This window comes from Variovorax sp. HW608, from assembly GCF_900090195.1.
In the GTDB taxonomy this organism is placed as follows: domain Bacteria; phylum Pseudomonadota; class Gammaproteobacteria; order Burkholderiales; family Burkholderiaceae_C; genus Variovorax.
In genome coordinates this window covers 4421509-4445649 of the sequence record NZ_LT607803.1, presented here as the reverse complement: position 1 = coordinate 4445649, position 24141 = coordinate 4421509, and the positions used below count along the sequence as shown (strand labels likewise).

Below are 24141 nucleotides of genomic sequence, written 5' to 3'. Positions count from 1 at the left end.
CGCAAGGAAGCGAGCCGGGCAGGCGAGATCAGGCTGGCGTATGCAGGTAGCGCGCTCGCTCGTCAGGTGTGGCGAACAACTGCCCGATGCCGCTGTCGAAAGTGACGAGTCGCACGCCGTGGCGGACCGCCAGCGCGAGCAGCCACGCGTCGGTGACCTGACGATGGCCTCGCAGCCCGCCGGTGCAGCAGCCAAGGACATGCTCGAAACCGAAGTCCATGGGCAGCATGCGATGCTTCGGATGCGCAGTATTGCGCAGCAGCACCTCCGCGATATCGCTCACTGCGACCGGCCGGCCCGAGAATGCGGGCTGGGAAATGACGCGAACGAACGCGGCCTGCGTGAAGGCCGTCGTCGCCCAGCCGTGGCGGGCGTGAGCCCTGAACCAGCGGATCATGCGCTCGTGATGTTCATGCGCAGGCCATCCCAAAGCGATCAGCGCATTGGCATCCAGCAGATAGCTCAAGGCGCGTCGTCCAGCAAGTCCTTGACCTGACTGCTCGTGACTCGAGGGGACTCGGGCGGCAGGTCGAATACCCAGACACCCGCCCTTTTTCGTACCTGCAGGCGCTCGCCGCTGCCACGCCGAATCAGCTCGGAGATGGCTTGTCCCAACTTGAGCGCACGCGCCTGCGCGTAGGCCTGAGCCACCGCGAAGGCATCGTCCTCCAGAGTGACGGTTGTACGCATGATTGATGCATGTTCAACAGTTTGATGCAGACCATTGTATTTGATGCACCTCACACCCGCGCCGCCTTACAGGAAGCGCTCCAACAGCTTTCGTGAATGGCGGTCCAGCGCCTTCGCGTCCGGGATGCGGAACTGCAGGCCGTGCGCGCTCGCGATCAGCAGCGCGCCGCCTTCGAGCCGGCGGATGTCTTCCTCGGCCTTGAGCACGAAGCGGGTCTCGCCGCGGTCGGTGCTCACGCTCCAGGTGCTCGGCACGCCGAAGCTCGACACCTTGTGGAGCTTCTGCAGCGTCGGCGCGAAGTCGCGCGCCACCAGATCCTGGTCGAGCAGCGCGCGCATCGCACTGGGCAAGTCGGCGATGCGGTCGATCCAGACGAGCTCCCGCCCGTCGGTCCCCACCAGCGAGATCCCGTGATCCGGCGAGGTGAGCGGAAATGCCCGCACGGGCACCACGCCCACGTGACGCAGGCCCTCGCCATCCGTCAGCACGAGCCGCCCGAAGGCATCGCGTTCGAGTTGAAAGTCGTTCATGCGTCCCCCGCCGGATGGGCTGCGTGCGCGCCGAGCGCGGCGGCCACGGCACTGCGTTCGGCCACGGCGCCCGCGCTCTCTTCGTCGGCCTGCCGCAGTTGCGCCTGGTAGAGCCGCCAATAGGCGCCCTGCTTTTCCATGAGCGCGTCGTGCGGGCCCACTTCGACGATCTCGCCGCGGTCCATCACCACGAGGCGGTCGGCCTTGCGCAGCGTGGAAAGCCGGTGCGCGATCGCGATCGTGGTGCGGCCCTGCACGAGGTTGTCGAGCGCCTTCTGGATTTCCTTCTCGGTCTCGGTATCGACCGCCGAAGTCGCTTCGTCGAGGATCAGGATGCGCGGGTCGATCAGGAGCGCGCGCGCGATGCTGATGCGCTGCCGCTCGCCGCCCGACAGGCCCTGGCCGCGCTCGCCGACCAGCGAGTCGTAGCCGTGCGGCAGGCGCAGGATGAAGTCGTGCGCATGCGCCGCGCGCGCGGCGGCCACGATCTCCTTGCGCGTGGCGGCGGGCTTGCCGTAGGCGATGTTCTGGGCGATGGTGCCGAAGAAGAGGAAGGGCTCCTGCAGCACCAGCCCCACGTGCCGGCGGTAGTCGGCAACGGCGAAGCGGCGGATGTCGGTGCCGTCGACCTTGATCGCGCCGTCGGTCACGTCGTAGAAGCGGCAGATCAGGTTCACCAGCGTGCTCTTGCCCGAGCCGCTGTGGCCGACCAGGCCGATCATCTCGCCCGGCTCGATCACCAGGCCGAGGTCGCGGATCACCGCGCGGCTGCCGTAGCGGAAGCCGACATCGTCCATCTCGATGCGGCCCTGCACCCGGTCGACCTGCACCGGGTTCGCGGGCTCGGGCACGTTGCTCACATGGTCGAGGATGTCGAAGATGCGCTTGGCGCCGGCCGCCGCCTTCTGCGTGACCGAGACGATGCGGCTCATCGAATCGAGCCGCGTGTAGAAGCGCCCGATGTAGGCGATGAACGCGGTGAGCACACCGACCGTGATCCTGCCGCGCGCCACCTGCCAGATGCCGAAGGCCCAGACCACCAGCAGGCCGACCTCGGTCAGGAGCGACACGCTCGGCGTGAAGAGCGACCAGGTCTTGTTGAGCTTGTCGTTGACCTGCAGGTTGTAGGTGTTGGCGGCGCGGAAGCGGTCGGATTCGCGCTGCTCCTGCGCGAAGGCCTTGACGACGCGGATGCCGGGGATGGTGTCGGCGAGCACGTTGGTGACCTCGCTCCACACCCGGTCGATCTTCTCGAAGCCGGTGCGCAGCTTGTCGCGCACCACGTGGATCATCCAGGCGATGAAGGGCAGCGGCACCAGCGTGACGATCGCCAGCAGCGGGTTGATCGAGAACAGGATCACCGCCGTCATCGTGATCATCAGCACGTCGGTGAGGAAATCGAGCGCGTGCAGCGACAGGAAGACGTTGATGCGGTCGGTCTCCGAGCCGATGCGCGCCATCAGGTCGCCGGTGCGCTTGCCGCCGAAGTAATCCAGGGGCAAGGTCAGCAAGTGTTCGTAAGTGGTGGTGCGCAGGTCGGCGCCGATGCGTTCGGACACCAGCGCCAGCAGGTAGGTGCGCGCCCACCCGAGCGCCCAGCCGACCAGCGCCGCCGCCAGCAGGGCGCCGAGGAACAGCACCACCTTGTGGACCGCGATCTGCTGCCCGTTCTGGAACGGGATCAGGATGTCGTCCATCAGCGGGATGGTCAGGTAGGGCGGCACCAGCGTCGCGGCGGTCGAGGCCAAGGTCAGCAGAAACCCGGTGATCAGCTGCTTGCGATAGGGCTTGGCGAAGCGGCCGAGCCGCAGCAGCACCCAGGTCGAGGGCGGCGGCTGGAGCTCGGTTTCGGCCGCCTCGTCCGCATCGGCGCCCGGCAGTGTCACCTGCGCGACACGTTCGGCGTGCTGTTCGAACAGCTTCTGCACCTTCAGCGCCCCGGCCTGGTGCGCGAGGGTGTAGCGCCAGCGGGCCAGCCGGCCCTTGTCGTCCAGCAGGTCCAGGGTGCCGATGCCGGCATGGTCGGAAAGCTGCAATTCCAGCCCCGGCGCGGGGAGCGCCCATTCGAACCAGGCGCCGCCCGGATTGCGCACCAGCAGGCGCCGGTCGGTCAGCGCCAGCAGGCCGGAGGCAAACCGAAGTTCCTCGTCAAGGTCAACCGGCAGAGTCGCCAGAACGTTTTCCGCCGGTAGGAGCCGGCTCTCCAGCGCCGCTGAAGCCTCCTCTGATTCGCCCCCCGGGGTGCCGACTGGATCGTGATGTTGCATTGTGTTTCTAAATCTCCGGCCCGCTGCCGGACCCTTCATGGCGCCCAGGACCTGTTTCCGAGGGCGCCGATTCTGACCGATCGCCATGGGCGCCGTTGAGGGCGCCGCCGTGCTCGGCCAAAGCACATCGAACGTTTTCATGACCCGTTTCGACGACATCCGACTGCTGCGCATCAACTATTTGCGCGGCCCGAACCTCTGGACCTACCGACCCGTGCTGGAAGTCTGGCTCGACCTCGGCCGGCTGGAGGAGCATCCGTCCAACACCATCCCGGGTTTCACCGACCGGCTCACGACCCTGCTGCCGGCGCTGATCGAGCACCACTGCGGCGTCGGCGAACGCGGCGGCTTCATCCAGCGCCTGACCGAAGGCACCTGGGCCGGCCACGTGCTGGAACACGTCGTGATCGAGCTTTTGAACCTCGCCGGCATGCCCACCGGCTTCGGGCAAACCCGGAGCACGTCGGAACATGGCGTCTACCGCATGGTCTTCCGCGCCCGTGACGAGCAGGTCGCCCGGGTCGCGCTGGCCGAGGGCCACAAGCTGCTGATGGCGGCGATCAACCACGACCCCTTCGGCGCGGCGGACGTGCAAAAGGCGGTCGACGCGGTCAAGGCCAAGGTCGAGGACTGCTACCTCGGTCCGAGCACCGCCTGCATCGTCGGCGCCGCCACCGACCGCGGCATTCCGCACATGCGCCTGAACGACGGCAACCTCGTGCAGCTCGGCTACGGCGCGAACCAGCAGCGCATCTGGACCGCCGAGACCGACTACACCAGCGCCATCGGCGAATCGATCGCCAGCGACAAGGAACTGACCAAGTCCCTGCTCGCCAGCTGCGGCGTGCCGGTGCCCGAAGGCCAGGTCGTCGCCGATGCCGAGGAAGCCTGGGAAGCGGCCGAGGACATCGGCCTGCCGGTGGCGGTCAAGCCCTCCGACGCCAACCACGGCCGCGGCGTTTCGCTCGAACTCAACACGCGCGAGGAAGTCATGGCCGCCTTCGCGGTCGCCGAGCCCGAAGGCAGCGACGTGATGGTCGAGCGCTTCATCCGCGGCGCCGAGCATCGCCTGCTGGTGGTCGGCGGCCAGGTGGTGGCGGCCGCGCGCGGCGAAATCATCACGGTGACCGGCGACGGCCGCGCCACCGTCGCCGAGCTGATCGACAGCCAGCTCAACAGCGACCCGCGCCGCGGCGCGGAAGAGGAATACCCGCTGGACGTCATCATTCTGGAGACCGACGCCAAGCTGCAGCTCGAACTCAAGCGCCAGGACCTGGACGGCAATTCGGTGCCCGCCGCCGGCCGGGTCGTCACGATCCAGCGCAACGGCAACATGTCGATCGACTGCACCGACCAGGTCCACCCCGAAGTGGCGCATGCGGCCGTGCTCGCGGCGCGCGTGGTCGGCCTCGACATCGCCGGCATCGACCTGGTGGCGCAGGACATCGCCAAGCCGCTCGCGGTCCAGGGCGGTGCGATCGTCGAAGTCAACGCCGGCCCCGGCCTGCTGATGCACCTGAAGCCGGCGGTCGGCTCGCCGCGCCCGGTGGGACGCGCGATCTGCGATCACCTCTTTCCGGACGACGCGCCGGGCCGCATCCCGGTCGTCGGCGTCGCCGGCTCGCGCGACACCGCGGTGCTGTCGCGCCTGGTCGCGTGGCTGATCGGCCTCGGCGGCCGCCACACCGGCCTCGCCTGCCGCGACGGCCTGTTCCTCGAACGCCGCCGCGTCGACGCGCGCAACAGCGCCAACTGGGAAGCCGGCCATCGCCTGCTGGTCAACCGCGCGGTGCAGGCGGTGGTCATCGAGAACGGCGCCGAAACCATCCTGCGCGACGGGCTGGCCTACGACCGCTGCGAAGTCGGCATCGTGACCGACCTCGACGGCTGCGAAGCGCTCTCCGAATTCGACATCACCGAGAGCGACCAGATGGTCAAGGTGCTGCGCACGCAGGTGGACGTGGTGCTGCCCGAAGGCACCGCGGTGCTCAACGCGGCGGACCCGCGCGTGGCCGGACTCGCGCCGCTGTGCGACGGCGACGTGATCCTCTATTCGACCGACCCGCAGGCCGAAGCGCTCGGCAAGCACCAGGCCGCCGGCGGCAAGGCGGTGCTGGTGCGCCAGGACCGCGTGGTGCTCGCCAACGGTTCCAGCGAATCCTTCCTGCCGGGCCTCGGCCGCCTGACGGTCTGGCGCGCGACGCATGCCGGCGTCAGCCTCGAAAGCCTGCTCGCGGCGGTCGCCGCCGGCTGGGCGATGGGCATCCCGCTGAACCTGATCGGTGCGGGCGTCGAAGCCTTCGAGGCCGACCTGCAGGCGGCGCTCGCTTCGCTCCAGCTCTCGCAGACCCTGCTGTCCCCCGAACAACAACTCGCCTGAAGTGAAACAAGCACCCCCCAAGCCGCTTCGCGGCTCCCCCCTCTCTCGCCTTCGGCGGGAGGGGGGCAATCCCAGCGGCCCGGCAAAGCCGGTTCCGCGGGATTCCTGGCCTTCGCTGCGCCAGTTTCATGGGTCGGGGACGGTGCGAAACGCAATGGACAACTGACATGGAAGTCATCCGTACCCGCGCTCTTCGCGGCCCGAATCTTTGGAGCCGCCACACCTGCATCGAGGTCGTCGTGCGCTGCGAAGGCGACGAGAACGCCGTCGAGCGGCTGCCCGATTTCGAGAATCGCCTGCGCGCCCTGTTCCCGACCATCGGCGAGCTGCATCCGATCGTGCTCGGCCAGCCGCTCGCCGTTGCGCATGTGCTCGAGAACGCCGCGGTCGCGCTGCAGGCGCAGGCCGGATGCGCGGTCAATTTCGGCCACACCGCGCGCACGGTCGAGGAAGGCGTCTACCAGGTCACCTTCCAGTACAGCGAGGAAGCCGTCGGCCGCCGCGCGCTCGAACTGGCACTGAAGCTCATCGAAGCGGTGCGCACCGGCGGCGAATTCGACGCCACCGCCGCGATCACCGAACTGCGCGACCTCGACGAGGACGAGCGGCTCGGTCCAAGCACCGGCTCCATCGTGGATGCGGCGGCGGCGCGCGGCATTCCGTACCGCCGCCTCACCCGCGGCAGCCTCGTGCAGTTCGGCTGGGGCTCGAAGCAGCGCCGCATCCAGGCCGCCGAGGTGGACAGCACCAGCGGCGTCGCCGAATCGATCGCGCAGGACAAGGAGCTCACCAAGCAGCTCTTGAACGCCGCCGGCGTGCCGGTGCCGCTCGGCCGCCCGGTCGCGGACCTCGACGACGCCTGGGCCGCCGCGCAGGAGATCGGCCTGCCCGTGGTCGTCAAGCCGCAGGACGGCAACCAGGGCAAGGGCGTGACGGTCAACATCACGACGCGCGAGCAGCTCGACGCGGCCCATGCCTCCGCCGCGCACTACGGCGAAGTGATGGTCGAGAAATTCCTGCCCGGCTTCGACTTCCGCCTGCTGGTGGTGGGCAACCGCCTGGTGGCCGCCGCCCGCCGCGATCCGCCGCAGGTGAACGGCGACGGCGTGAAGACGGTGCGCGAGCTGGTCGACATCGTCAACCAGGATCCGCGCCGCGGCGAAGGCCATGCGACCTCGCTGACCAAGATCCGCCTCGACGACATCGCCGTCGGCCGCCTCGAAGCGCAAGGCCTCGCGCCCGACAGCGTGCCGGCGCTCGGCCAGCGCGTGGTGCTGCGCAACAACGCGAACCTTTCCACCGGCGGCACCGCCACCGACGTGACCGACACCGTGCACCCCGAAGTCGCGGCGCGCGCGGTCGACGCGGCCCAGATGGTCGGCCTGCACATCTGCGGCGTCGACATGGTCTGCGAGAACGTGCTGCGCCCGCTCGAGGAACAGCACGGCGGCGTGGTCGAAGTCAACGCGGCGCCCGGCTTGCGCATGCACATCTCGCCTTCGTTCGGCCGCGGCCGCGCGGTCGGCGAGGCGGTGATGGACACGCTCTTCGCACCCGGCGACGACGGCCGCATCCCGGTCGTGGCGGTCACCGGCACCAACGGCAAGACCACCACCGCGCGCCTGATCAACCACCTGCTCGCGAGCAGCGGGCTGCGCACCGGCATGACCAACACCGATGGCGTCTATGTCGATGGCCGCCAGACCGACAGCGGCGACTGCAGCGGCCCGAAGAGCGCCCGCAACGTGCTGCTGCACCCCGACGTCGACGCCGCCATCTTCGAAGTGGCGCGCGGCGGCATCCTGCGCGAAGGCCTGGGCTTCGATCGCTGCCAGGTGGCGGTGGTGACCAACATCGGCAGCGGCGACCACCTCGGCCTCAACTACATCACCAGCGTGGAAGACCTGGCGGTGCTCAAGCGCGTGATCGTGCGCAACGTGGCGCCCGGCGGCTACGCGGTGCTCAACGCGGCCGACCCGACCGTGGCCGCGATGGCGGCCACCTGTCCCGGCAACGTGATCTTCTTCGCCGCCGACAGGCAGCATCCGGTGATGGCCACGCACCGCGCACAGGGCAAGCGCACCGTCTACGTCGACCAGGACGCGGTGGTCGCGGCCGAAGGTTCGTGGCGCGAACGCATTCCGCTGCGCGACGTGCAGATCACGCGCAACGGCACGATCGGCTTCCAGGTCGACAACGTGATGGCCTCGGTCGCCGCCGCCTGGGCGGTCGGGCTCGACTGGGACACCATCCGCAGCGGGCTCGCGAGCTTCAAGAACGACGCCGCCGGCGTGCCCGGCCGCTTCAACGTGATGGACTACCGCGGCGCGACCGTGATCGCCGACTACGGCCACAACACCGACGCGATGCGCGCGCTGGTGGCTGCCGTCGACACCATGCCGGCGAACAGGCGCTCGGTCGTCATCAGCGGCGCGGGCGACCGGCGCGATTGCGACATCCGTGACCAGACCGCGATCCTCGGCGAGGCATTCGACGACGTCATCCTCTACCAGGATGCGGCGCAGCGCGGCCGCGCCGACGGCGAGGTGATGGCGCTGCTGCGGCAGGGCCTCGAAGGCGCGAAGCGCACCCGCTGCATCGACGAGATCCGCGGCGAGTTCATCGCCATCGACGCCGCCCTCGCGCGGCTGCAACCCGGCGATCTGTCGCTGATCCTGGTGGACCAGGTCGAGGAAGCGCTCGCTCACCTCGCAAAGCGCATCGCCGAGGCCTGAGCCACCGGCAAGACGCGCGCGGCCGCCAGCCGGTCTTGTCCGACACGAACGCGCGCCGCCGGGCGCTGGCCCTGGGCAGGCCTCGCTCACATACTGGGTTCTCCTGGCAGCACGCCGCACTGCGGCAGGCGCCGCCATGCTGCGCCGCGCCGCACAGAAAAGGAGTGACCATGAAGAGCGCTGTTCGTTCGTGTCTTGCTGTTCTTGCCGCCGCTGGGGGTCTGGCCGTGACCTGCTCGGCCCTGGCCCAATCCTCCTCCCTCCCCTGCGACGGGGTCATGCAGGACCGGGCCGCCTGTCTGCGCGAAAGGGGCGCTGCCGCCCAGACCGCGCGCCAGGGCGGATTCCCGAAGATGGATGAAGCCCAGCTGCGCCAGAACGCGTTGGCCCGCTGCGCCCGGCAGCCCCCCTCCGATCAGGCCGCCTGTGAGCAGCGCGTGCTCGGCACCGGCCAGACCACGGTCGCCGGAAGCGTGCTCGGCGGCGGCGTGATCCGCACCACGGAAACGCCGGTCCCCGCACCATCGATGGCCCCCATGCCGGAACCGGCGCCCGCGGCGGAGCCGATGATGCCGGCGACGCGGCCCGCTCCGATGCCGATGCCGATGCCGATGCCCGCTCCGTCCCGATAGGCAGGCATCGCGCACCGCCGACCCGATCCCGGTTTGTCACAAAACGGTAACAACCGGATCGGGACCGCTGGCTATAGTCACGGGCTTGTCTCAATCGAGGAGAGCTCCCATGAATGCCATCAAGGTCGCGCGTCGCTTCATCGAAACCGACCCGACCAACGAGTCGGCACAAATTCTTGCAAGGCTCGTGCTCGCGCTCGAGTCGGAAAACAGCTTCGAGCTCGTCCACCTGTACGACCTCGACTACAAGAGCTTCCAGCTGGCGATCGACATCCTGAAGGAATGGCGGCTCGACCGGTACTACGCGAGCAAGTCCAAGCTGTTCGATCTTTCGCTGCAGGTCCGCGAACTGCAGGAGTAATCGAGGCCGAAACGGCCTGTCGACCGAGCCGTGACCGAATTCGAACTCAAGTTCCAGATCAGCCCCTCGCAGCGCTCAGCCGTCGAAGCGGCCGTGGGGCGGGGGCGGTCGCATGTCACGCGGCTGCGCGCGCGCTATTTCGACACCGCCGACGGCGCGCTGGCCGCGCAGCACATCGTGCTGCGCCTGCGCAAGGAAGGCCGCACCTGGTGGCAGACCGCGAAGGCGCCCGGCGGCACGCTGCTGGAACGCCATGAGCACAACGTCGAGCTGCCGCCCGTGAGCGCGCGCGAAGTGCCGGTGCCGCGCATCGAGCGCCATGAAGGCACGCCGGTCGGCGCGCTGATCCACGAGGCGCTGCGCAAGGCCGGACACGATCCCGCGACGGTGGAGCTCGCCGCGGTCTACGGCACCGACGTGCGCCGCACCACGCGCGAGATGCGCACCGGCGACGCCCTGGTCGAGCTCGCCTTCGACCAGGGCGAGGTGAGCGCAGGCGAACGCTCGCACGCGCTGTGCGAGCTCGAGATCGAACTCAAGAGCGGCAGCCCGCATTCGATGCTCGAACTCGCCCATCGCTGGCGCAACCGCTACGCGCTCTGGCTCGACACGGTGTCGAAGTCCGCGCGCGGCCAACGCCTGGCCCAGGGTGCATCGTTCGGCGACCCGGTCAAGGCCGTGCCGCCCAGCCTCGACGACGATTCCGATGACGGTCCGCAGGTTCTTTGCGCGGTCATCAAGACCTGCCTGTCGCAGATCCTCGCCAACGCGAGCGAGGTCGCGGCCGGCAGCACGGACGCCGAGCATGTGCACCAGTTGCGCGTGGGCATCCGGAGACTGCGCACGGCGCTGCGCGAGATGGAAGCGCTGGCGCCATCGCTCATCGATCCCGCGTGGGAATCGGCCCTGGTGACCGCGTTCCGCGCACTCGGCCGCCAGCGCGACCGGGACCATCTGCTGCAGGACGTCCAGCCCCGGCTCGAGGCCGTCGGTGCGCCGCCGATCGCGTGGGCTGACGCAGCCCCGCCGCCCGATCCGGCCGACGTGGTCCGCAGCGCCGAATTCCAGAACACGCTGCTCGAACTCGTGGCCGCCACCCTGCCCACCGAGACGGCAGACGATGACGCCGCCGCCGAAGAGCCGGCCGCGCAACCCGCCCCCGCGCGCAAGCCCTTGCGCAAGCGGCTCTCGAAGCTGCATCGCCAGGTCGTGCGCGACGGCCAGCGCTACGAAGCGCTGGAGCCGGCCGCGCAGCATCGCGTGCGCAAGCGGCTCAAGCGCCTGCGCTATCTTGGCGAATTCGTCGCGCCGATGTTCGGATCGCGCGACGCGAAGCGCTACCTCAAAAAGCTCGAACCCGCACAGGACGCACTCGGGCAGCACAACGACAACGCGGTCGCGATCAGCGCCTACCGCGACAACGCGTCGCACGACGGGCAATCGTGGTTCGCCGTCGGTTGGCTGAGCGCTCGTCAGCCCGCCAGCGCCGTCCAGTGCCGCGAGGCGCTCGACGAGGTCGCGAAGGCGCAACCTTTCTGGAAATAGGGCCGGCTCACAGGCCCTGGTCAGCGCCCCCAGCGCAGCACCAGCGGATCGAGCCGCCGCGCGGTCTCGATCAGTCCGGCACGGGTATCCGGATGCATCGGCGCGAGCGGATGCCGCGGCGCTTCGCAGGCGATCACGCCGCCCTCCTTCATCAGGGCCTTGCAGGCGAGCAATCCGGCCTGCCGGTTCTCGTAGTTGATCAGCGGCAGCCACTGCTGGTAGCGCTCGAAGGCCTGCTCGCGCCGGCCCGCGAGGTGATCGAAGATGATCGGACGCAGCCCGTCGGGAAAGCCGCCGCCGGTCATCGAGCCGGTCGCGCCCGCATCGAGATCGGCCATCAGCGTGATCGCCTCCTCACCGTCCCACGGCCCTTCGATCGCATCGCCGCCGAGCCGGATCAGTTCGCGCAGCTTCGATGCCGCGCCGGCCGTCTCGATCTTGAAGTACGCGATGTGCTCGATCTCCTTCGCCATCCGCGCCAGGAACGGTGCCGAGAGCACGGTGCCGCTCGCCGGTGCGTCCTGGATCATGATGGGGATGTCCACCGCATCGGACAGCCGCGCATAGAAGTCGAAGATCTGCGGCTCCGGCACGCGGAAGGTCGCGCCGTGGTAGGGCGGCATCACCATCAGCATCGCCGCCCCCATGTCCTGCGCGCGGCGGCTGCGCTCGGCGCACACCTTGGTGCTGAAGTGCGTGGTGGTGACGATCACCGGCACGCGGCCCGCCACGTGTTCGAGGATCGTGCGCGTGAGCACCTCGCGCTCTTCGTCCGACAGCACGAACTGCTCGGAGAAGTTCGCGAGGATGCAGATGCCGTCCGAGCCCGCATCGATCATGAAGTCGATGCAGCGCTTCTGGCTCGCGAGATCGAGTTCGCCCGATTCGGTGAAGGTGGTCGGGGCCACCGGGAAGATGCCCTGGTAGCGGCGTTTGGCGGATGGGGTCATGGTCATGGATCAATGGGAATGCTTCGGCACCGCTGCACCGCGGCAGCCGACGAGGAAATCGAAATCGCAGCCCTCATCGGCCTGCAGCACATGGTCGATGTAGAGCCGCTGGTAGCCGCCGCCCTTCTCGCGCGCGGGTGCGACGGACTGGAGCCGGTCGGCCAGTTCCGCATCGCTGATGTCCAGGTGCAGCCGGCCCTGCTCGCAATCGAGCTCGATCCAGTCGCCGTCGCGCACCGCCGCGAGCGGCCCGCCGGCCGCGGCCTCGGGCGCGACGTGGAGCACCACGGTGCCATAGGCCGTGCCGCTCATGCGCGCATCGGAGATGCGCACCATGTCCTTGATGCCCTGCCGCAGCAGCTTCGGCGGCAGGCCCATGTTGCCGACCTCGGCCATGCCCGGGTACCCCTTGGGGCCGCAGTTCTTCATCACCAGCACCGAGCTGGCATCGACATCGAGCGATTCGTCGACGATGCGCGCCTTGTAGTGCTCGAAGTCCTCGAACACCACCGCGCGCCCGCGATGCCTGAGCAGCTCGGGCGATGCCGCCGACGGCTTGAGCACCGCGCCGCGCGGCGACAGATTGCCGCGCAGGATGCACATGCCGCCGTCCTCGATCAGCGGCTTGTCGATGGGCCGGATCACTTCGTCGTTGTGGCTCGGCGCATCGCGCACGTTGTCCCACAGCGATCGGCCATTGACCGTGAGCGCACCGGGATGCGGCAACAGCCCGTGCTCGCCGAGCCGGCGCAGCACTGCCGGCAGGCCGCCCGCGTAATAGAACTCCTCCATCAGGAAGCGGCCCGAGGGCATCAGGTCGACCAGCGTCGGCGTGCCGCGGCCGATGCGCGTCCAGTCCTCCAGTTCGAGCGCGACGCCGATGCGCCCGGCGATCGCCTTCAGATGGATGACCGCATTCGTCGATCCGCCGATCGCCGCATTGGTGCGGATCGCGTTCTCGAAGGCCTCGCGCGTGAGGATCTTCGACAGCGTGAGGCCCTCGCGCGCGATCTCCACCGCGCGCATGCCCGACATCTGCGCAAGCACGTAGCGGCGCGCATCGACCGCCGGGATGGCCGCGTTGTGCGGCAGCGCCACGCCCAGCACCTCGGCCATGCAGGCCATCGTCGATGCGGTGCCCATGGTGTTGCAGGTGCCCGCCGATCGCGACATGCCCGCTTCCGCCGAGAGGAACTGATGGACGTCGATCTCTCCCGCCTTCATCGCCTCGTGCAGCTGCCACACGGCGGTGCCCGAGCCGATGTCGCGCCCTTCGAGCTTGCCGTTGAGCATCGGACCGCCCGACACCACGATCGCAGGAATATCGCAGCTCGCCGCGCCCATCAGCAGCGCGGGCGTGGTCTTGTCGCAGCCGGCCAGCAGCACGACCGCATCGATCGGGTTGCCGCGGATCGCTTCCTCCACGTCCATGCTCGCGAGATTGCGCGTCAGCATCGCGGTGGGACGCAGGTTGGACTCGCCGTTGGAGAACACGGGAAACTCGACCGGAAAGCCGCCTGCTTCGGATATACCGCGCTTCACGTGCTCGGCGATCTTGCGGAAGTGCGCATTGCACGGCGTGAGCTCGGACCATGTGTTGCAGATGCCGATGATCGGCCGGCCGTCGAACTCGTGATCGGGAATGCCCTGGTTCTTCATCCAGCTCCGGTACATGAAGCCGTTCTTGTCGGCGGGGCCGAACCAGTCGGCGGAACGCAGTTTCTTGGGTTTCTGATCGGACATTCGGATTCCTAGCGCTCCGCGGCGCGTGCAGTGAAAAGTCGTTGAAGCAGGCAGAAGACGAAGAGCAGCACGCCGACGACGATGCGGGTCCACCATGAACTGAGCGTGCCGTCGAAGGAGATGAGCGTCTGGATGATCCCGAGCATCAGCACGCCGAACAGCGTGCCGACCACGTAGCCGACGCCCCCCGTGAGCAGCGTGCCGCCGATCACCACCGCCGCGATCGCATCGAGCTCCAGCCCCACCGCGTGCAGGCCGTAGCCCGACAGCATGTAGAAGGTGAAGACCACGCCGCCCAGCGCCGAGCAGAAGCCCGACAGCGTGTAGACGCCGATGATGGTCGAGCGCACCGGCAGCCCCATCAGCACCGCCGACTGCTCGCTGCCGCCGATCGCGTACACCGCGCGGCCGAAAGGCGTGTAGTGCGCCACGTACACCGCGACGGCCACCACCCCGAGCGCGATCAGGCCGCTGAGCGAGATCGATGCGCCGCCCCACACCGGCAGGCGCCACTGCGAGACCTCCGAGTAGAACTCGTTGGTGATGCTGATCGAATCGATGCTGATGAGATAGCACAGCCCCCGCGCGAGGAACATGCCCGCGAGCGTCACGATGAAGGGCTGCAGCCGGAAGCGCTCGATCAAGAGCCCCATGAAGGCGCCGAACAGCGTTCCCATCGCCAGCACGAGCGGGATCACGATCGCGGGGCTGAAGCCGTGCTTCTCGACCAGCGAGGCCGACACCATGGTGGTCAGCGCGATCACCGAGCCGACCGACAGGTCGATCCCGCCCGAGAGGATCACGAAGGTCATGCCGACCGCGACCACGCAGAGGAAGGCGTTGTCGATCAAGAGGTTGAGGAACACCTGCAGCGAGAAGAAGCCGTCGTAGAACACCGAGCCGAGCGTCGCCATCAGCACGAACAGCGAGATCGTCGCGGCCAGCGGCAGGTACTTCGGATCGAAGCGCGTGCGCGGGCGCGTCTCGGGCGCGATGCCGGCCTTCGCCCGCACCGCGGTCGATTCGGGAACGACGGCGCTCATCGCACCCACTCCCCGCGCGCCGGGCGCTGCACGAGCTGGCGCAGGCTCGCGCGGAACTCGGCCGACTGCAGCAGCATGACCACGAACACCACCGCCGCCTTCACCACCAGGTTGATCTCCGGCGGCACGCCCAGCGAATAGATGCCGTAGGTCAGCGTCTGGATGATGAGCGCGCCGATCACGCTGCCCACCAGGCTGAACCGCCCGCCGGTCAGCGCAGTGCCGCCCAGCGTGACCGCGAGGATCGCATCGAGCTCCAGCAGCTGTCCGGCGTTGTTGCCATCCGCGCTCTTGACGTTGGAGCTGACCAGCAGCCCGGCCACGCCCGCGCAGAAGCCGCAGAACATGTAGGCGCCGACGACGATGCGCCGCGCGCGGACGCCGGCCACGCGGGCCGCGCTCGGATTGATGCCGACCGACTGCACGAACAGGCCCAGCGCCGTGTGCGTGATCGCGAGATACACCAGCGCGAACACCAGCGCCGCGATGTAGACCGAGAACGGCAGGCCGAGGAGATAGCCGCTGCCGATGAAGAAGAACGGCGCGTAGTAGATCGTGATGATCTGCCCGCCGGTGATGAGCTGCGCGATGCCGCGCCCCGCCACCATGAGGATCAGCGTCGCGATGATCGGCTGCATGCCGACGCGCGCCACCAGGAGGCCGTTCCACAGCCCGCAGATCGCCGCCACGCCGAGCGCCGCCAGGACCGCCATCCACATCGGGAAGCGGCTCACCTCGGCGGCGGCGCCGTTGCTCACGACCAGCGAGCCGCCGATCATCCAGGCCGCCAGCGCCGCCGCGATCGCCACCACCGCGCCGACGGAGATATCGATGCCGCGCGTGGCGATCACCAGCGTCATGCCGAGCGACACCAGCACCAGCGGCGACGCGCGGTTGAGGATGTCGATCAGGCTGCCGTAGAGATGCCCGTCGCGCACTTCGATGCGCAGGAAGCTCGGGTTGAACGCCGCGTTGATCGCGAGCAGGATCACGAGCGTGATGACGGGCCACGCGAGGCGGTGCCGGAAGATGCGCGCGATGGGCTCGGTCATGTCGCTCATGCCTCCGCCGCGATGAGGTCGTAGACGGCGTCCTCGCTGGTTCCAGCGGGCAGCTCGCCCACCTTGCGCCGCTCGCGCAAGACCACGATGCGGTGCGAGACGCGCACCACCTCGTTCATCTCCGACGAGATGAAGAGCACCGCCATGCCGCCGCGCGCGAGGCGAAGGATCTCGTCCATGATCTCCTGCTTGGCCGCGACGTCGATGCCGCGCGTCGGTTCGTCGAGGATCAGCAGGCGCGGCTCGGTCGCCAGCCAGCGCGCCAGCAGCGCCTTCTGCTGGTTGCCGCCCGAGAGCAGGCCGATCGGCGTGTCGACGCTCGCGGTCTTGATGCCCAGCGCCTTGACGAAGCGTTCCGCCAGCGCAGTCTGCTCGGCACGCGTCATCGCATTGCGCACGCCGCGACGCGCCTGCAAGGCCAGCGCGATGTTCTCGCGCAATGAAAGATCGGCCACGATGCCGTCGGTCTTGCGCTCCTCGGGGCACAGCGCGAGTCCGTGCCGCACCGCATCGGCCGGGCCGGCCAGGTCCACCGCCACGCCGTCGATCCGCAATGCGCCGCAATCGGGCTTCGCGAGACCGAAGATGAGGCGCGCAAGTTCGGTCCGGCCCGAGCCGAGCAGCCCCGCGAGGCCCACCACCTCGCCTTTTCGCACCCGCAGATCGACCGGCTGCAACTGGCCGTGCTGGCCCAGCCCTTCGGCTTCCAGCTCGTTGCCGGCCGCTTCATCGATGGCGGGCAGTTGCGCGGGCCCCGTCGCCTGCGCCGCAAGCTCGCGCCCGACCATCGCCGAGATCAAGGCCTGCGGGCCCAGTTCACGGGTCGGCCATTCGCCGACCCACGCGCCGTTGCGCAGCACCGTGATGCGATCCGACACCGCATAGACCTGGTTGAGAAAGTGCGTGACGAACAGGATCGCCATGCCCTCGCCGCGCAAACGCCTGAGCACCGCGAAGAGGCTCTGCACCTCGTCGTCGTCCAGGCTCGACGTCGGCTCGTCGAGGATCAGCACTTTCGACGACAGCCCCAGTGCGCGCGCGATCGCCACCATCTGCTGCACCGCCACCGAGTAGCTCGACAGCAGCCGCGACACGTCGATGTCCACGTCCAGCCGGGCGAGCAGCGTGCGCGCCTCGCGGTTGACGGCCGCCCAATCGATGCGCAGGCCCCGGCGCGGATAGCGGCCCGCCAGGATGTTCTCCGCCACCGACAGGTTCGGGCAGAGATTCACTTCCTGGTAGACCGTGCTGATGCCCATCTTCTGCGCCTCGATCGGCGAGGCGGGGCGTATCGGCTGGCCCGACAGGACCATCTCGCCGCTGTCGGCCGCATGCACGCCGGTGAGCACCTTGATGAGCGTCGACTTGCCCGCGCCGTTCTGCCCCATCAGCGCATGGATCTCGCCTGCGCGCAGCCGCAGCGACACGCCGCGCAGCGCCGCGACGCCGCTGAACTGCTTGTCGATGCCCGTGAGCTGGAGCACCGGCGCAGAAGATTCCATCTCAGTGCTCCAGGACGCTATGCGTCGTCCGCGAGGCATGCAACCGACACACCCGAGGCCAGGAACCCCGCGGAACCGGCTTTGCCGGGCCGCTGGGGTTGCCCCCGGAGAGGGGGTGTCCGAGCCACACGAAGTGGGCGAGGCTGGGGGAGAGCTTCATGCTATTTGTTCTTGTTGTAGACGTCGATGAAGACCGCCGCCAGCAGCACCAGCCCCTTGATGACCTGCTGGTAGTCGATGCCGATGCCGAGGATCGACATGCCGTTGTTCATCACGCCCATGATGAAGGCGCCGATCACCGCGCCCATGACCTTGCCCACGCCGCCCGAGGCCGAGGCGCCGCCGATGAAGCAGGCCGCGATCACGTCGAGCTCGAAGCCGAGGCCCGCCTTCGGCGTCGCGGTGTTGAGCCGCGCCGCGAACACGAGCCCCGCCAGCGCTGCCAGCACGCCCATGTTCACGAAGGTGAGGAAGGCCAGCCGCTGGGTCTTGATGCCCGACAGGCGGGCCGCCTTCTCGTTGCCGCCCAGCGCGTAGATGCGGCGGCCGATGGTGGTGCGGTTGGTGACGAACTCGTAGGCCACGATCAGCACCGCCATCACGATCAGCACGTTGGGCAGGCCCTTGTAGGTGGCGAGCAGGTAGCTCAGCAGCAGGATCGCGCCGGCGAAGAACAGGTTCTTCACGAGGAAGAAGCCATAGGGTTCCTGCGCCATGCCGTGCTGCGCCAGCCGCGCGCGGCCGCGCATCTTGAAGAACACGAGTGCACCGGCGGCGAGCGCGCCGAGCAGCAGCGAGGTGGTGCGCAGGCTCTCGCCGCCGATCACGTCGGGCACGAAGCCCGAGCTGAGCTTCTGGAAGGCCTCGGGGAACGGCCCGACCGACTGCCCCGCGAGCAGCGCCAGCGTGAGCCCCTTGAACACCAGCATGCCGGCCAGCGTGACGATGAACGAGGGGATGCGGAAGAAGGCCACGAACCAGCCCTGCGCCGCGCCGATCGCGCCGCCGGCGATGAGGCACACGATGAAGGTCGGCACGAAGTGCCATTCGTACTCCACCATCAGCACCGCGGCGAGCGCGCCGATGAAGCCGCACACCGAGCCGACCGAGAGGTCGATGTGGCCGGCCACGATCACCAGCAGCATGCCCAGCGCCATGATGACGATGTAGCTGTTCTGCAGCACCAGGTTCGTGAGGTTCAGCGGCCGCATCAGCGTGCCGTCGGTCAGGAACTGGAACAGCACCATGATGGCGACGAGCGACAACAGCATGCCGTACTCGCGCAGGTTGTTCTTGATGAAGCCCGAATGCTCCGCCGCTGCTACGGAGGCCAGGGACCCCGCAGAACCGGCTTCGCCGGGCTGCTGGGGTCGCCCCCGGAGAGGGGGTGTCCGAGCCACACGAAGTGGGCGAGGCTGGGGGTGAACGTTATTGCTCATGGACGCTGCTCCCGGACGCTACGATGACTCTCATGATTCTTTCCTGCGATGCCTCCGCCACCGGAAACTCGGCGACGAAGCGCCCTTCGTTCATGACATAGATGCGGTCGCACATGCCGAGCAGCTCGGGCAGTTCCGATGAGATCATCAGGATGCCTTTGCCCTCGCTCGCGAGCCGGTCGACGATGGTGTAGATCTCGTACTTGGCGCCCACGTCGATGCCGCGCGTGGGCTCGTCGAGCATCAGCAGCTCGGGCTCGGTGAAGAGCCATTTGCTCAGCACCACCTTCTGCTGGTTGCCGCCCGAGAGATTGACCACGCGCTGGGTCACGCCCGGGCAGCGGATGTTGAGCGCACGCCGGTAGTCGTTGGCCACCTTGAATTCGCGCGCGTCGTCGATCACGCTGCGATCCGAGATCGCCGTGAGGTTCGCCAGGCTCACGTTCTTGCGGATGTCTTCCTCGAGCACCAGCCCCGCGCTCTTGCGGTCCTCGGTGACGTAGGCGATGCCGTGGTCGATCGCCTTGCGGATCGTGCTGACGTCGACTTCCTTGCCGTGCATGTGCACCGAGCCGCTGATGCGCTGGCCGTAGGAGCGCCCGAACACGCTCATCGCGAACTCGGTGCGGCCGGCGCCCATCAGGCCCGCGATGCCGACGATCTCGCCGCGGCGCACCTGGAGGTTCACGCCCTTGATCTGCTCCCGGTCGGCATGCAGCGCATGGTGCACGCGCCAGTCGCGCACCTCGAAGATGACTTCGCCGATGTCCGGCGTGCGCTCGGGGTAGCGGTGCGCCATGTCGCGCCCGACCATGCCGCGGATGATGCGGTCCTCGCTGATCGGCGCGGCGCGGCAGTCCATGGTCTCGACCGTCGCGCCGTCGCGCAGCACGGTGATCGAATCGGCCACCTTGGCGATCTCGTTGAGCTTGTGCGAGATGAGGATCGACGAGATGCCCTGCGCCTTGAGCTCCAGCAGCAGCTTCAGCAGCGCATCGCTGTCGCTTTCGTTGAGGCTCGCGGTCGGCTCGTCGAGGATCAAGAGCCGCACCTTCTTCGACAGCGCCTTCGCGATCTCCACCAGCTGCTGCTTGCCCACGCCCAGGTTGGTGATGAGCGCGGTCGGCGCCTCCTTGAGCCCCACCTTGGCGAGCAGCTCGCGGGTGCGCGCATAGGCCTCGAACCAGTCGATCACGCCGCCCTTGGCGGTCTCGTTGCCGAGGAAGATGTTCTCGGCGATCGACAACAGCGGCACCAGCGCGAGCTCCTGGTGGATGATGATGATGCCGAGCGCCTCGCTGTCGGCGATGTCCTTGAACCGCCGCAGCTCGCCGTCGAAGTGGATCTCGCCCTCGTAGGAGTCGCAGGGATACACGCCGCTCAGCACCTTCATGAGCGTGGACTTGCCCGCGCCGTTCTCGCCAACCACCGCATGGATCTCGCCTGCGCGCACCGCGAGGTTGACGTTGTCCAGCGCGTTCACCCCCGGAAAGGTCTTGGTGATGCCGCGCATCTCCAGAATCACATCGTTCACCCTGTCTCCTTCGATCCCGCGGGGCCGGCGAACCGGCCCCGCGTCGCCTTCATCACTTTCGCGGCGACTACTTGATCTGGCTTTCCTTGTAGTAGCCGGTGTCGACCAGCGCCTGCTTCCAGTTCGTCGCATCGACGCTCACCGGCTTGAGCAGATACGAAGGCACGACCTTCACGCCGTTGTTGTAGGTCTTGGTGTCGTTCACCTCCGGCGCCTTGCCGGCCATCATCGCGTCGACCATGTTGACCGTCACCTTCGCCAGTTCGCGCGTGTCCTTGAAAACGGTGGAAGTCTGTTCCTTCTTGAGGATCGACTTGACCGAAGGGACTTCCGCGTCCTGGCCGGTCACCACCGGCATCGGCTGCTGCGGCGTGCCGTAGCCCACGCCCTTGAGCGAGGAGATGATGCCGATCGAGAGCCCGTCGTACGGCGACAGCACCGCGTCCACCCGGTCCTTCGTGTAGTAGGCCGACAGCAGGTTGTCCATGCGCGCCTGCGCCACGGCGCCGTCCCAGCGCAAGGTCGAGACCTTGTCCATGCCCAGCTGCTTGCTGCGCACCACCAGCTTGCCGCTGTCGATATAGGGCTTGAGCACCGACATCGCGCCGTTGTAGAAGAAGAAGGCGTTGTTGTCATCGGGCGATCCGCCGAAGAGCTCGATGTTGTACGGGCCCTTGCCCTCCTTGAGCTTCAGCGCCTGCTCGATGTACTGCGCCTGCAGCACGCCGACCTGGAAGTTGTCGAAGGTCGCGTAGTAGTCGACGTTCTTCGAGCCGCGGATCAGCCGGTCATAGGCGATGACCTTGATCCCCTTGTCCGCGGCCTTCTGCAGCACGTCGGACAGAGTCGTGCCGTCGATCGCCGCGATCACCAGCACCTTCGGCCCCTTCGTCACCATGTTCTCGATCTGCGCGAGCTGGTTCGGAATGTCGTCCTCCGCGTACTGCAGATCGGTCTTGTACCCCTTCTCGTTGAAGTACTTGACCATGTTGCCGCCGTCCGCGATCCAGCGCGCCGACGACTTCGTCGGCATCGAGATCGCGACCATGCCCTTGTCCTGCGCATAAGCCACAGGCCCGAGCCCCAGCACGACAACGGCCGCCACGCCGCCAACCAAGGTCTTCAAAAATTGTCTCTTCATCAACGTCTCCTCTAGGTAAATGTGTGTGCAACGCGGCCGCGAAGCGCGCCGCCGTTCGTGGGGGTCAGTACTTGCGGTTGGGGAATTCGGCCTTGGCGACCTCCATCGGGAAGATGCCCTCCTTCGTCAGGATGCGCTTGGGCAGCGGCTTGCCGGCCTTGATGTCCTTGACGGCACTCATCAGCTGCGGGCCGAGCAGCGGGCTGCATTCGACCGAGACGTTGAGCTTGCCGGCCATCATGGCCTCGAAGGCGCCCTTCACGCCGTCGATGGAGATGATCACGATGTCCTGCGCCGGCTTCAGCCCCGCCTCTTCGATGGCCTGGATGGCGCCGATCGCCATGTCGTCGTTGTGCGCGAAGAGCACATTGATGTTCTTGCCCTCGGCCTTGAGGAAGGCCTCCATCACCTCCTTGCCCTTGGCACGGGTGAAGTCGCCGGTCTGCGAACGGATGATCTTGTACTTCGGATCGCTCTTGATGATCTCCTCGAAGCCCTTCTTGCGGTCGATCGCGGGCGCCGAGCCGACCGTCCCCTGCAGCTCGACGATGTTCACCGGCCCCTTGTTGTCCTTCATCTTCTCGACCAGCCAGCGGCCGGCCTTGCGGCCTTCCTCGACGAAGTCCGAGCCCATGAAGGTCACGTAGAGGGTGTCGTCCTTGCTGTTGACGGCACGATCGGTCAGCACCACCGGGATGTTGGCCGCCTTGGCTTCCTTCAGCACCGTGTCCCAGCCCGACTCGACCACCGGCGAGAAGGCAATCACGTCGACCTTCTGCGCGATGTACGAGCGGATGGCCTTGATCTGGTTCTCCTGCTTCTGCTGCGCGTCGGAGAACTTGAGGTCGATGTCGGCCTCCTTCGCGGCCGACTTGATCGACTCGGTGTTGGCGGTGCGCCACTCGCTTTCCGCGCCCACCTGGGCAAAGCCCAGCACGATCTTCTTCTGCGCCAGCGCCGGGACAGGCAGCAGTGAAGAAAGCGACGCGCTGGCCAGAGCGATGTTGAGCGTGCGACGGTTCAGTTTCATGTTGTCTCCTGTTGACGTGGTGGTGAAAGAAATCTTCGGTGTTGTTGTATCGATCACTCAGGCCAGCACGTAGCCGGTCTTGACGGTGGTGTAGAACTCCGCGGCATGGCGGCCCTGCTCGCGCGGGCCGTAGCTGGAGGCCCTCCGGCCACCGAAGGGGACGTGGTAGTCGACGCCCGCGGTCGGCAGGTTGACCATGGTCATGCCGACGCGCGCATGGCGCTTGAAGTGCAAAGCCCGCGCGAGCGAGGTGGTGCAGATGCCCGCGCACAGGCCGAAGGGCGTGTCGTTGGCGAGCGCCAGCGCGTGCTCGTAGTTGTCGGCCTGCAGCACGCAGGCCACCGGGCCGAAGATCTCCTCGCGCGCGATGCGGTGCTCGGGCCGCGCGAGGAACAGCGCCGGGCTCATGAAGTAGCCGTCGCTCGCGCGCTGCAGCCGCTCGCCGCCCCAGACGTGCTCGGCGCCTTCCTCGACGGCGCTCGCGACCGCGGCGAGGTTCTGGTCGAGCTGGGCGGCATCGACCACCGGGCCGATGTCGATGCCGCGCTCCAGCGCATGGCCGACCTTGAGCGCGGCCAGCCGATGGCGCAGGCGCACCACGAAGGCGTCGTGCACCGCGGCTTCGACGATCAGCCGGCTCGACGCGGTGCAGCGCTGGCCGGTCGAGAAGTAGGCGCCCTGCACCGCGCAATCGACCGCGCGATCGAGGTCCGCATCCGCGAGCACCACCAGCGGGTTCTTGCCGCCCATCTCGAGCTGCACCTTGGCGCGCCGGCGCGCGGCCGCCTGCAGGATCTGCTCGCCGGTCGGCACCGAGCCGGTGAAGCTGATCGCGTCGACCAGCGGACTGTCGACGATGGTCTGCCCCACTTCGCGGCCGCTGCCCATCACGAGGTTGAAGGTGCCCGCCGGCAGTGCCGCGCGGCTGATGATCTCGGCCAGCGCCCAGCCGCAGGCCGGCACCAGCTCGGCCGGCTTGAAGACGACGCTGTTCCCATGGGCGAGCGCGGGCGCGATCTTCCAGGCGGGGATCGCGAGCGGGAAGTTCCATGGCGCGATGAGGCCGACCACGCCGACCGGCTCGCGCGTGATGTCGACCTGCACGTCGGGCCGCACGGAGGCCAGCAGCTCGCCGCCGGCCCGCAAGGCCTCGCCGGCGAAGAACTTGAAGATGTGGCCGGCACGGGCCGCCTCGCCGACCGCCTCGGGCAGCGTCTTGCCCTCTTCGCGGGCGAGCAGCATGCCGAGCTCTTCGCGCCGCGCGAGGATCTCGCTGCCGATCTGGTCGAGCACGTCGGCACGCCGCTGCGGCGTGGTGTGGCTCCAGTGCGGGAAGGCGTCGGCCGCGGCGCGGATCGCGAGATTGGTCTGGTTGCGGTCGGCACGCGCGTATTCCGCCACCACCTCCCGGGTGTCGGACGGGTTCCGGCTGATTCCGGTGGTCACGCCGGTCTCCCAGCGGCCGTTGATGAACTGCCGGGTGCGTTGCTGAAGCTCGTTGCGTTTCAAGATGGGGCGAGTCTAGGAATCCCCCTGATATCTTTCCAATCAAGATTT

At 68.0% G+C, this 24141-nt stretch carries 19 protein-coding genes; 4 read left to right on the top strand and 15 right to left on the bottom strand.

Annotated elements, in window-relative coordinates; translation table 11 throughout:
• Positions 1 to 28 precede the first annotated feature (28 nt).
• The 4 genes from VAR608DRAFT_RS20895 to VAR608DRAFT_RS20885 all read right to left on the bottom strand — a co-directional run bounded on the left by VAR608DRAFT_RS20895 (position 29) and on the right by VAR608DRAFT_RS20885 (position 3488).
• Positions 29 to 466, bottom strand: a complete 438-nt coding sequence (locus VAR608DRAFT_RS20895) for a TA system VapC family ribonuclease toxin (protein ID WP_157731078.1) — start codon at positions 464 to 466, stop codon at positions 29 to 31.
• A complete protein-coding gene (locus VAR608DRAFT_RS37180) occupies positions 463 to 690 on the bottom strand; it encodes a hypothetical protein (RefSeq protein ID WP_157731077.1) in 228 nt (75 codons plus the stop codon). Before VAR608DRAFT_RS37180 ends, VAR608DRAFT_RS20895 begins: the two co-directional genes overlap by 4 nt.
• Before the next feature lie 66 nt (positions 691 to 756).
• Complete coding sequence (locus VAR608DRAFT_RS20890; protein WP_088955795.1) at positions 757 to 1221, bottom strand: cyanophycin metabolism-associated DUF1854 family protein; 465 nt, start codon at positions 1219 to 1221, stop codon at positions 757 to 759.
• Positions 1218 to 3488, bottom strand: a complete 2271-nt coding sequence (locus tag VAR608DRAFT_RS20885) for a cyanophycin metabolism-associated ABC transporter (protein WP_088955794.1) — start codon at positions 3486 to 3488, stop codon at positions 1218 to 1220. The genes VAR608DRAFT_RS20890 and VAR608DRAFT_RS20885 overlap by 4 nt, the downstream gene beginning before the upstream one ends.
• Positions 3489 to 3627: 139 nt before the next feature.
• Between VAR608DRAFT_RS20885 and VAR608DRAFT_RS20880 the strand changes: the two genes are divergently transcribed.
• Positions 3628 to 5868 (top strand): cyanophycin synthetase, encoded by a 2241-nt coding sequence (locus VAR608DRAFT_RS20880; protein WP_231972912.1) that lies wholly within the window; start codon positions 3628 to 3630, stop codon positions 5866 to 5868.
• A 167-nt stretch (positions 5869 to 6035) separates the two neighbouring features.
• Positions 6036 to 8603 carry a cyanophycin synthetase gene (gene cphA, locus VAR608DRAFT_RS20875; RefSeq protein WP_088955792.1) on the top strand — a complete coding sequence of 856 codons (2568 nt, stop codon included), beginning with the start codon at positions 6036 to 6038 and terminating at the stop codon, positions 8601 to 8603.
• Positions 8604 to 9018: 415 nt separating this feature from the next.
• Here the strand turns inward: cphA and VAR608DRAFT_RS37175 are convergent, their stop codons facing one another.
• Entirely contained in the window at positions 9019 to 9243 is a 225-nt protein-coding gene (locus tag VAR608DRAFT_RS37175) for a hypothetical protein (RefSeq protein ID WP_157731076.1), read from the bottom strand.
• A 101-nt stretch (positions 9244 to 9344) separates the two neighbouring features.
• Between VAR608DRAFT_RS37175 and VAR608DRAFT_RS20865 the strand changes: the two genes are divergently transcribed.
• Positions 9345 to 9596 (top strand): hypothetical protein, encoded by a 252-nt coding sequence (locus VAR608DRAFT_RS20865; RefSeq protein ID WP_088955790.1) that lies wholly within the window; start codon positions 9345 to 9347, stop codon positions 9594 to 9596.
• A 30-nt stretch (positions 9597 to 9626) separates the two neighbouring features.
• On the top strand, positions 9627 to 11141 hold the full coding sequence (locus VAR608DRAFT_RS20860) for a CYTH and CHAD domain-containing protein (protein WP_088955789.1): 1515 nt from the start codon (positions 9627 to 9629) through the stop codon (positions 11139 to 11141).
• A 20-nt stretch (positions 11142 to 11161) separates the two neighbouring features.
• Here VAR608DRAFT_RS20860 and VAR608DRAFT_RS20855 read toward each other — a convergent pair whose 3' ends face one another.
• The 10 genes from VAR608DRAFT_RS20855 to VAR608DRAFT_RS20810 all read right to left on the bottom strand — a co-directional run bounded on the left by VAR608DRAFT_RS20855 (position 11162) and on the right by VAR608DRAFT_RS20810 (position 24093).
• Positions 11162 to 12091, bottom strand: coding sequence for a dihydrodipicolinate synthase family protein (locus tag VAR608DRAFT_RS20855; RefSeq protein WP_088955788.1), 930 nt, complete (start codon positions 12089 to 12091; stop codon positions 11162 to 11164).
• Between the two features lie 9 nt (positions 12092 to 12100).
• Positions 12101 to 13834 carry an IlvD/Edd family dehydratase gene (locus VAR608DRAFT_RS20850; RefSeq protein ID WP_088955787.1) on the bottom strand — a complete coding sequence of 578 codons (1734 nt, stop codon included), beginning with the start codon at positions 13832 to 13834 and terminating at the stop codon, positions 12101 to 12103.
• Between the two features lie 8 nt (positions 13835 to 13842).
• Complete coding sequence (gene yjfF, locus VAR608DRAFT_RS20845) at positions 13843 to 14877, bottom strand: galactofuranose ABC transporter, permease protein YjfF (protein WP_088958890.1); 1035 nt, start codon at positions 14875 to 14877, stop codon at positions 13843 to 13845.
• Positions 14874 to 15938, bottom strand: coding sequence for an ABC transporter permease (locus tag VAR608DRAFT_RS20840; RefSeq protein WP_088955786.1), 1065 nt, complete (start codon positions 15936 to 15938; stop codon positions 14874 to 14876). The genes yjfF and VAR608DRAFT_RS20840 overlap by 4 nt, the downstream gene beginning before the upstream one ends.
• The gene (locus tag VAR608DRAFT_RS20835) at positions 15935 to 17440 is read right to left on the bottom strand and encodes a sugar ABC transporter ATP-binding protein (protein ID WP_088955785.1); all 1506 of its coding nucleotides are present in this window, start codon (positions 17438 to 17440) and stop codon (positions 15935 to 15937) included. The genes VAR608DRAFT_RS20840 and VAR608DRAFT_RS20835 overlap by 4 nt, the downstream gene beginning before the upstream one ends.
• Before the next feature lie 161 nt (positions 17441 to 17601).
• Positions 17602 to 18774, bottom strand: coding sequence for a multiple monosaccharide ABC transporter permease (gene mmsB, locus VAR608DRAFT_RS20830; protein ID WP_231973580.1), 1173 nt, complete (start codon positions 18772 to 18774; stop codon positions 17602 to 17604).
• 94 nt (positions 18775 to 18868) lie between these two features.
• A complete protein-coding gene (mmsA, locus tag VAR608DRAFT_RS20825) occupies positions 18869 to 20392 on the bottom strand; it encodes a multiple monosaccharide ABC transporter ATP-binding protein (protein ID WP_088958889.1) in 1524 nt (507 codons plus the stop codon).
• Positions 20393 to 20480: 88 nt separating this feature from the next.
• A complete protein-coding gene (chvE, locus tag VAR608DRAFT_RS20820) occupies positions 20481 to 21554 on the bottom strand; it encodes a multiple monosaccharide ABC transporter substrate-binding protein (RefSeq protein WP_088955783.1) in 1074 nt (357 codons plus the stop codon).
• Positions 21555 to 21618: 64 nt separating this feature from the next.
• Positions 21619 to 22584, bottom strand: a complete 966-nt coding sequence (locus tag VAR608DRAFT_RS20815; protein WP_088955782.1) for an ABC transporter substrate-binding protein — start codon at positions 22582 to 22584, stop codon at positions 21619 to 21621.
• A 57-nt stretch (positions 22585 to 22641) separates the two neighbouring features.
• The gene (locus VAR608DRAFT_RS20810; RefSeq protein WP_088955781.1) at positions 22642 to 24093 is read right to left on the bottom strand and encodes an aldehyde dehydrogenase family protein; all 1452 of its coding nucleotides are present in this window, start codon (positions 24091 to 24093) and stop codon (positions 22642 to 22644) included.
• Between the last annotated feature and the right edge of the window lie 48 nt (positions 24094 to 24141).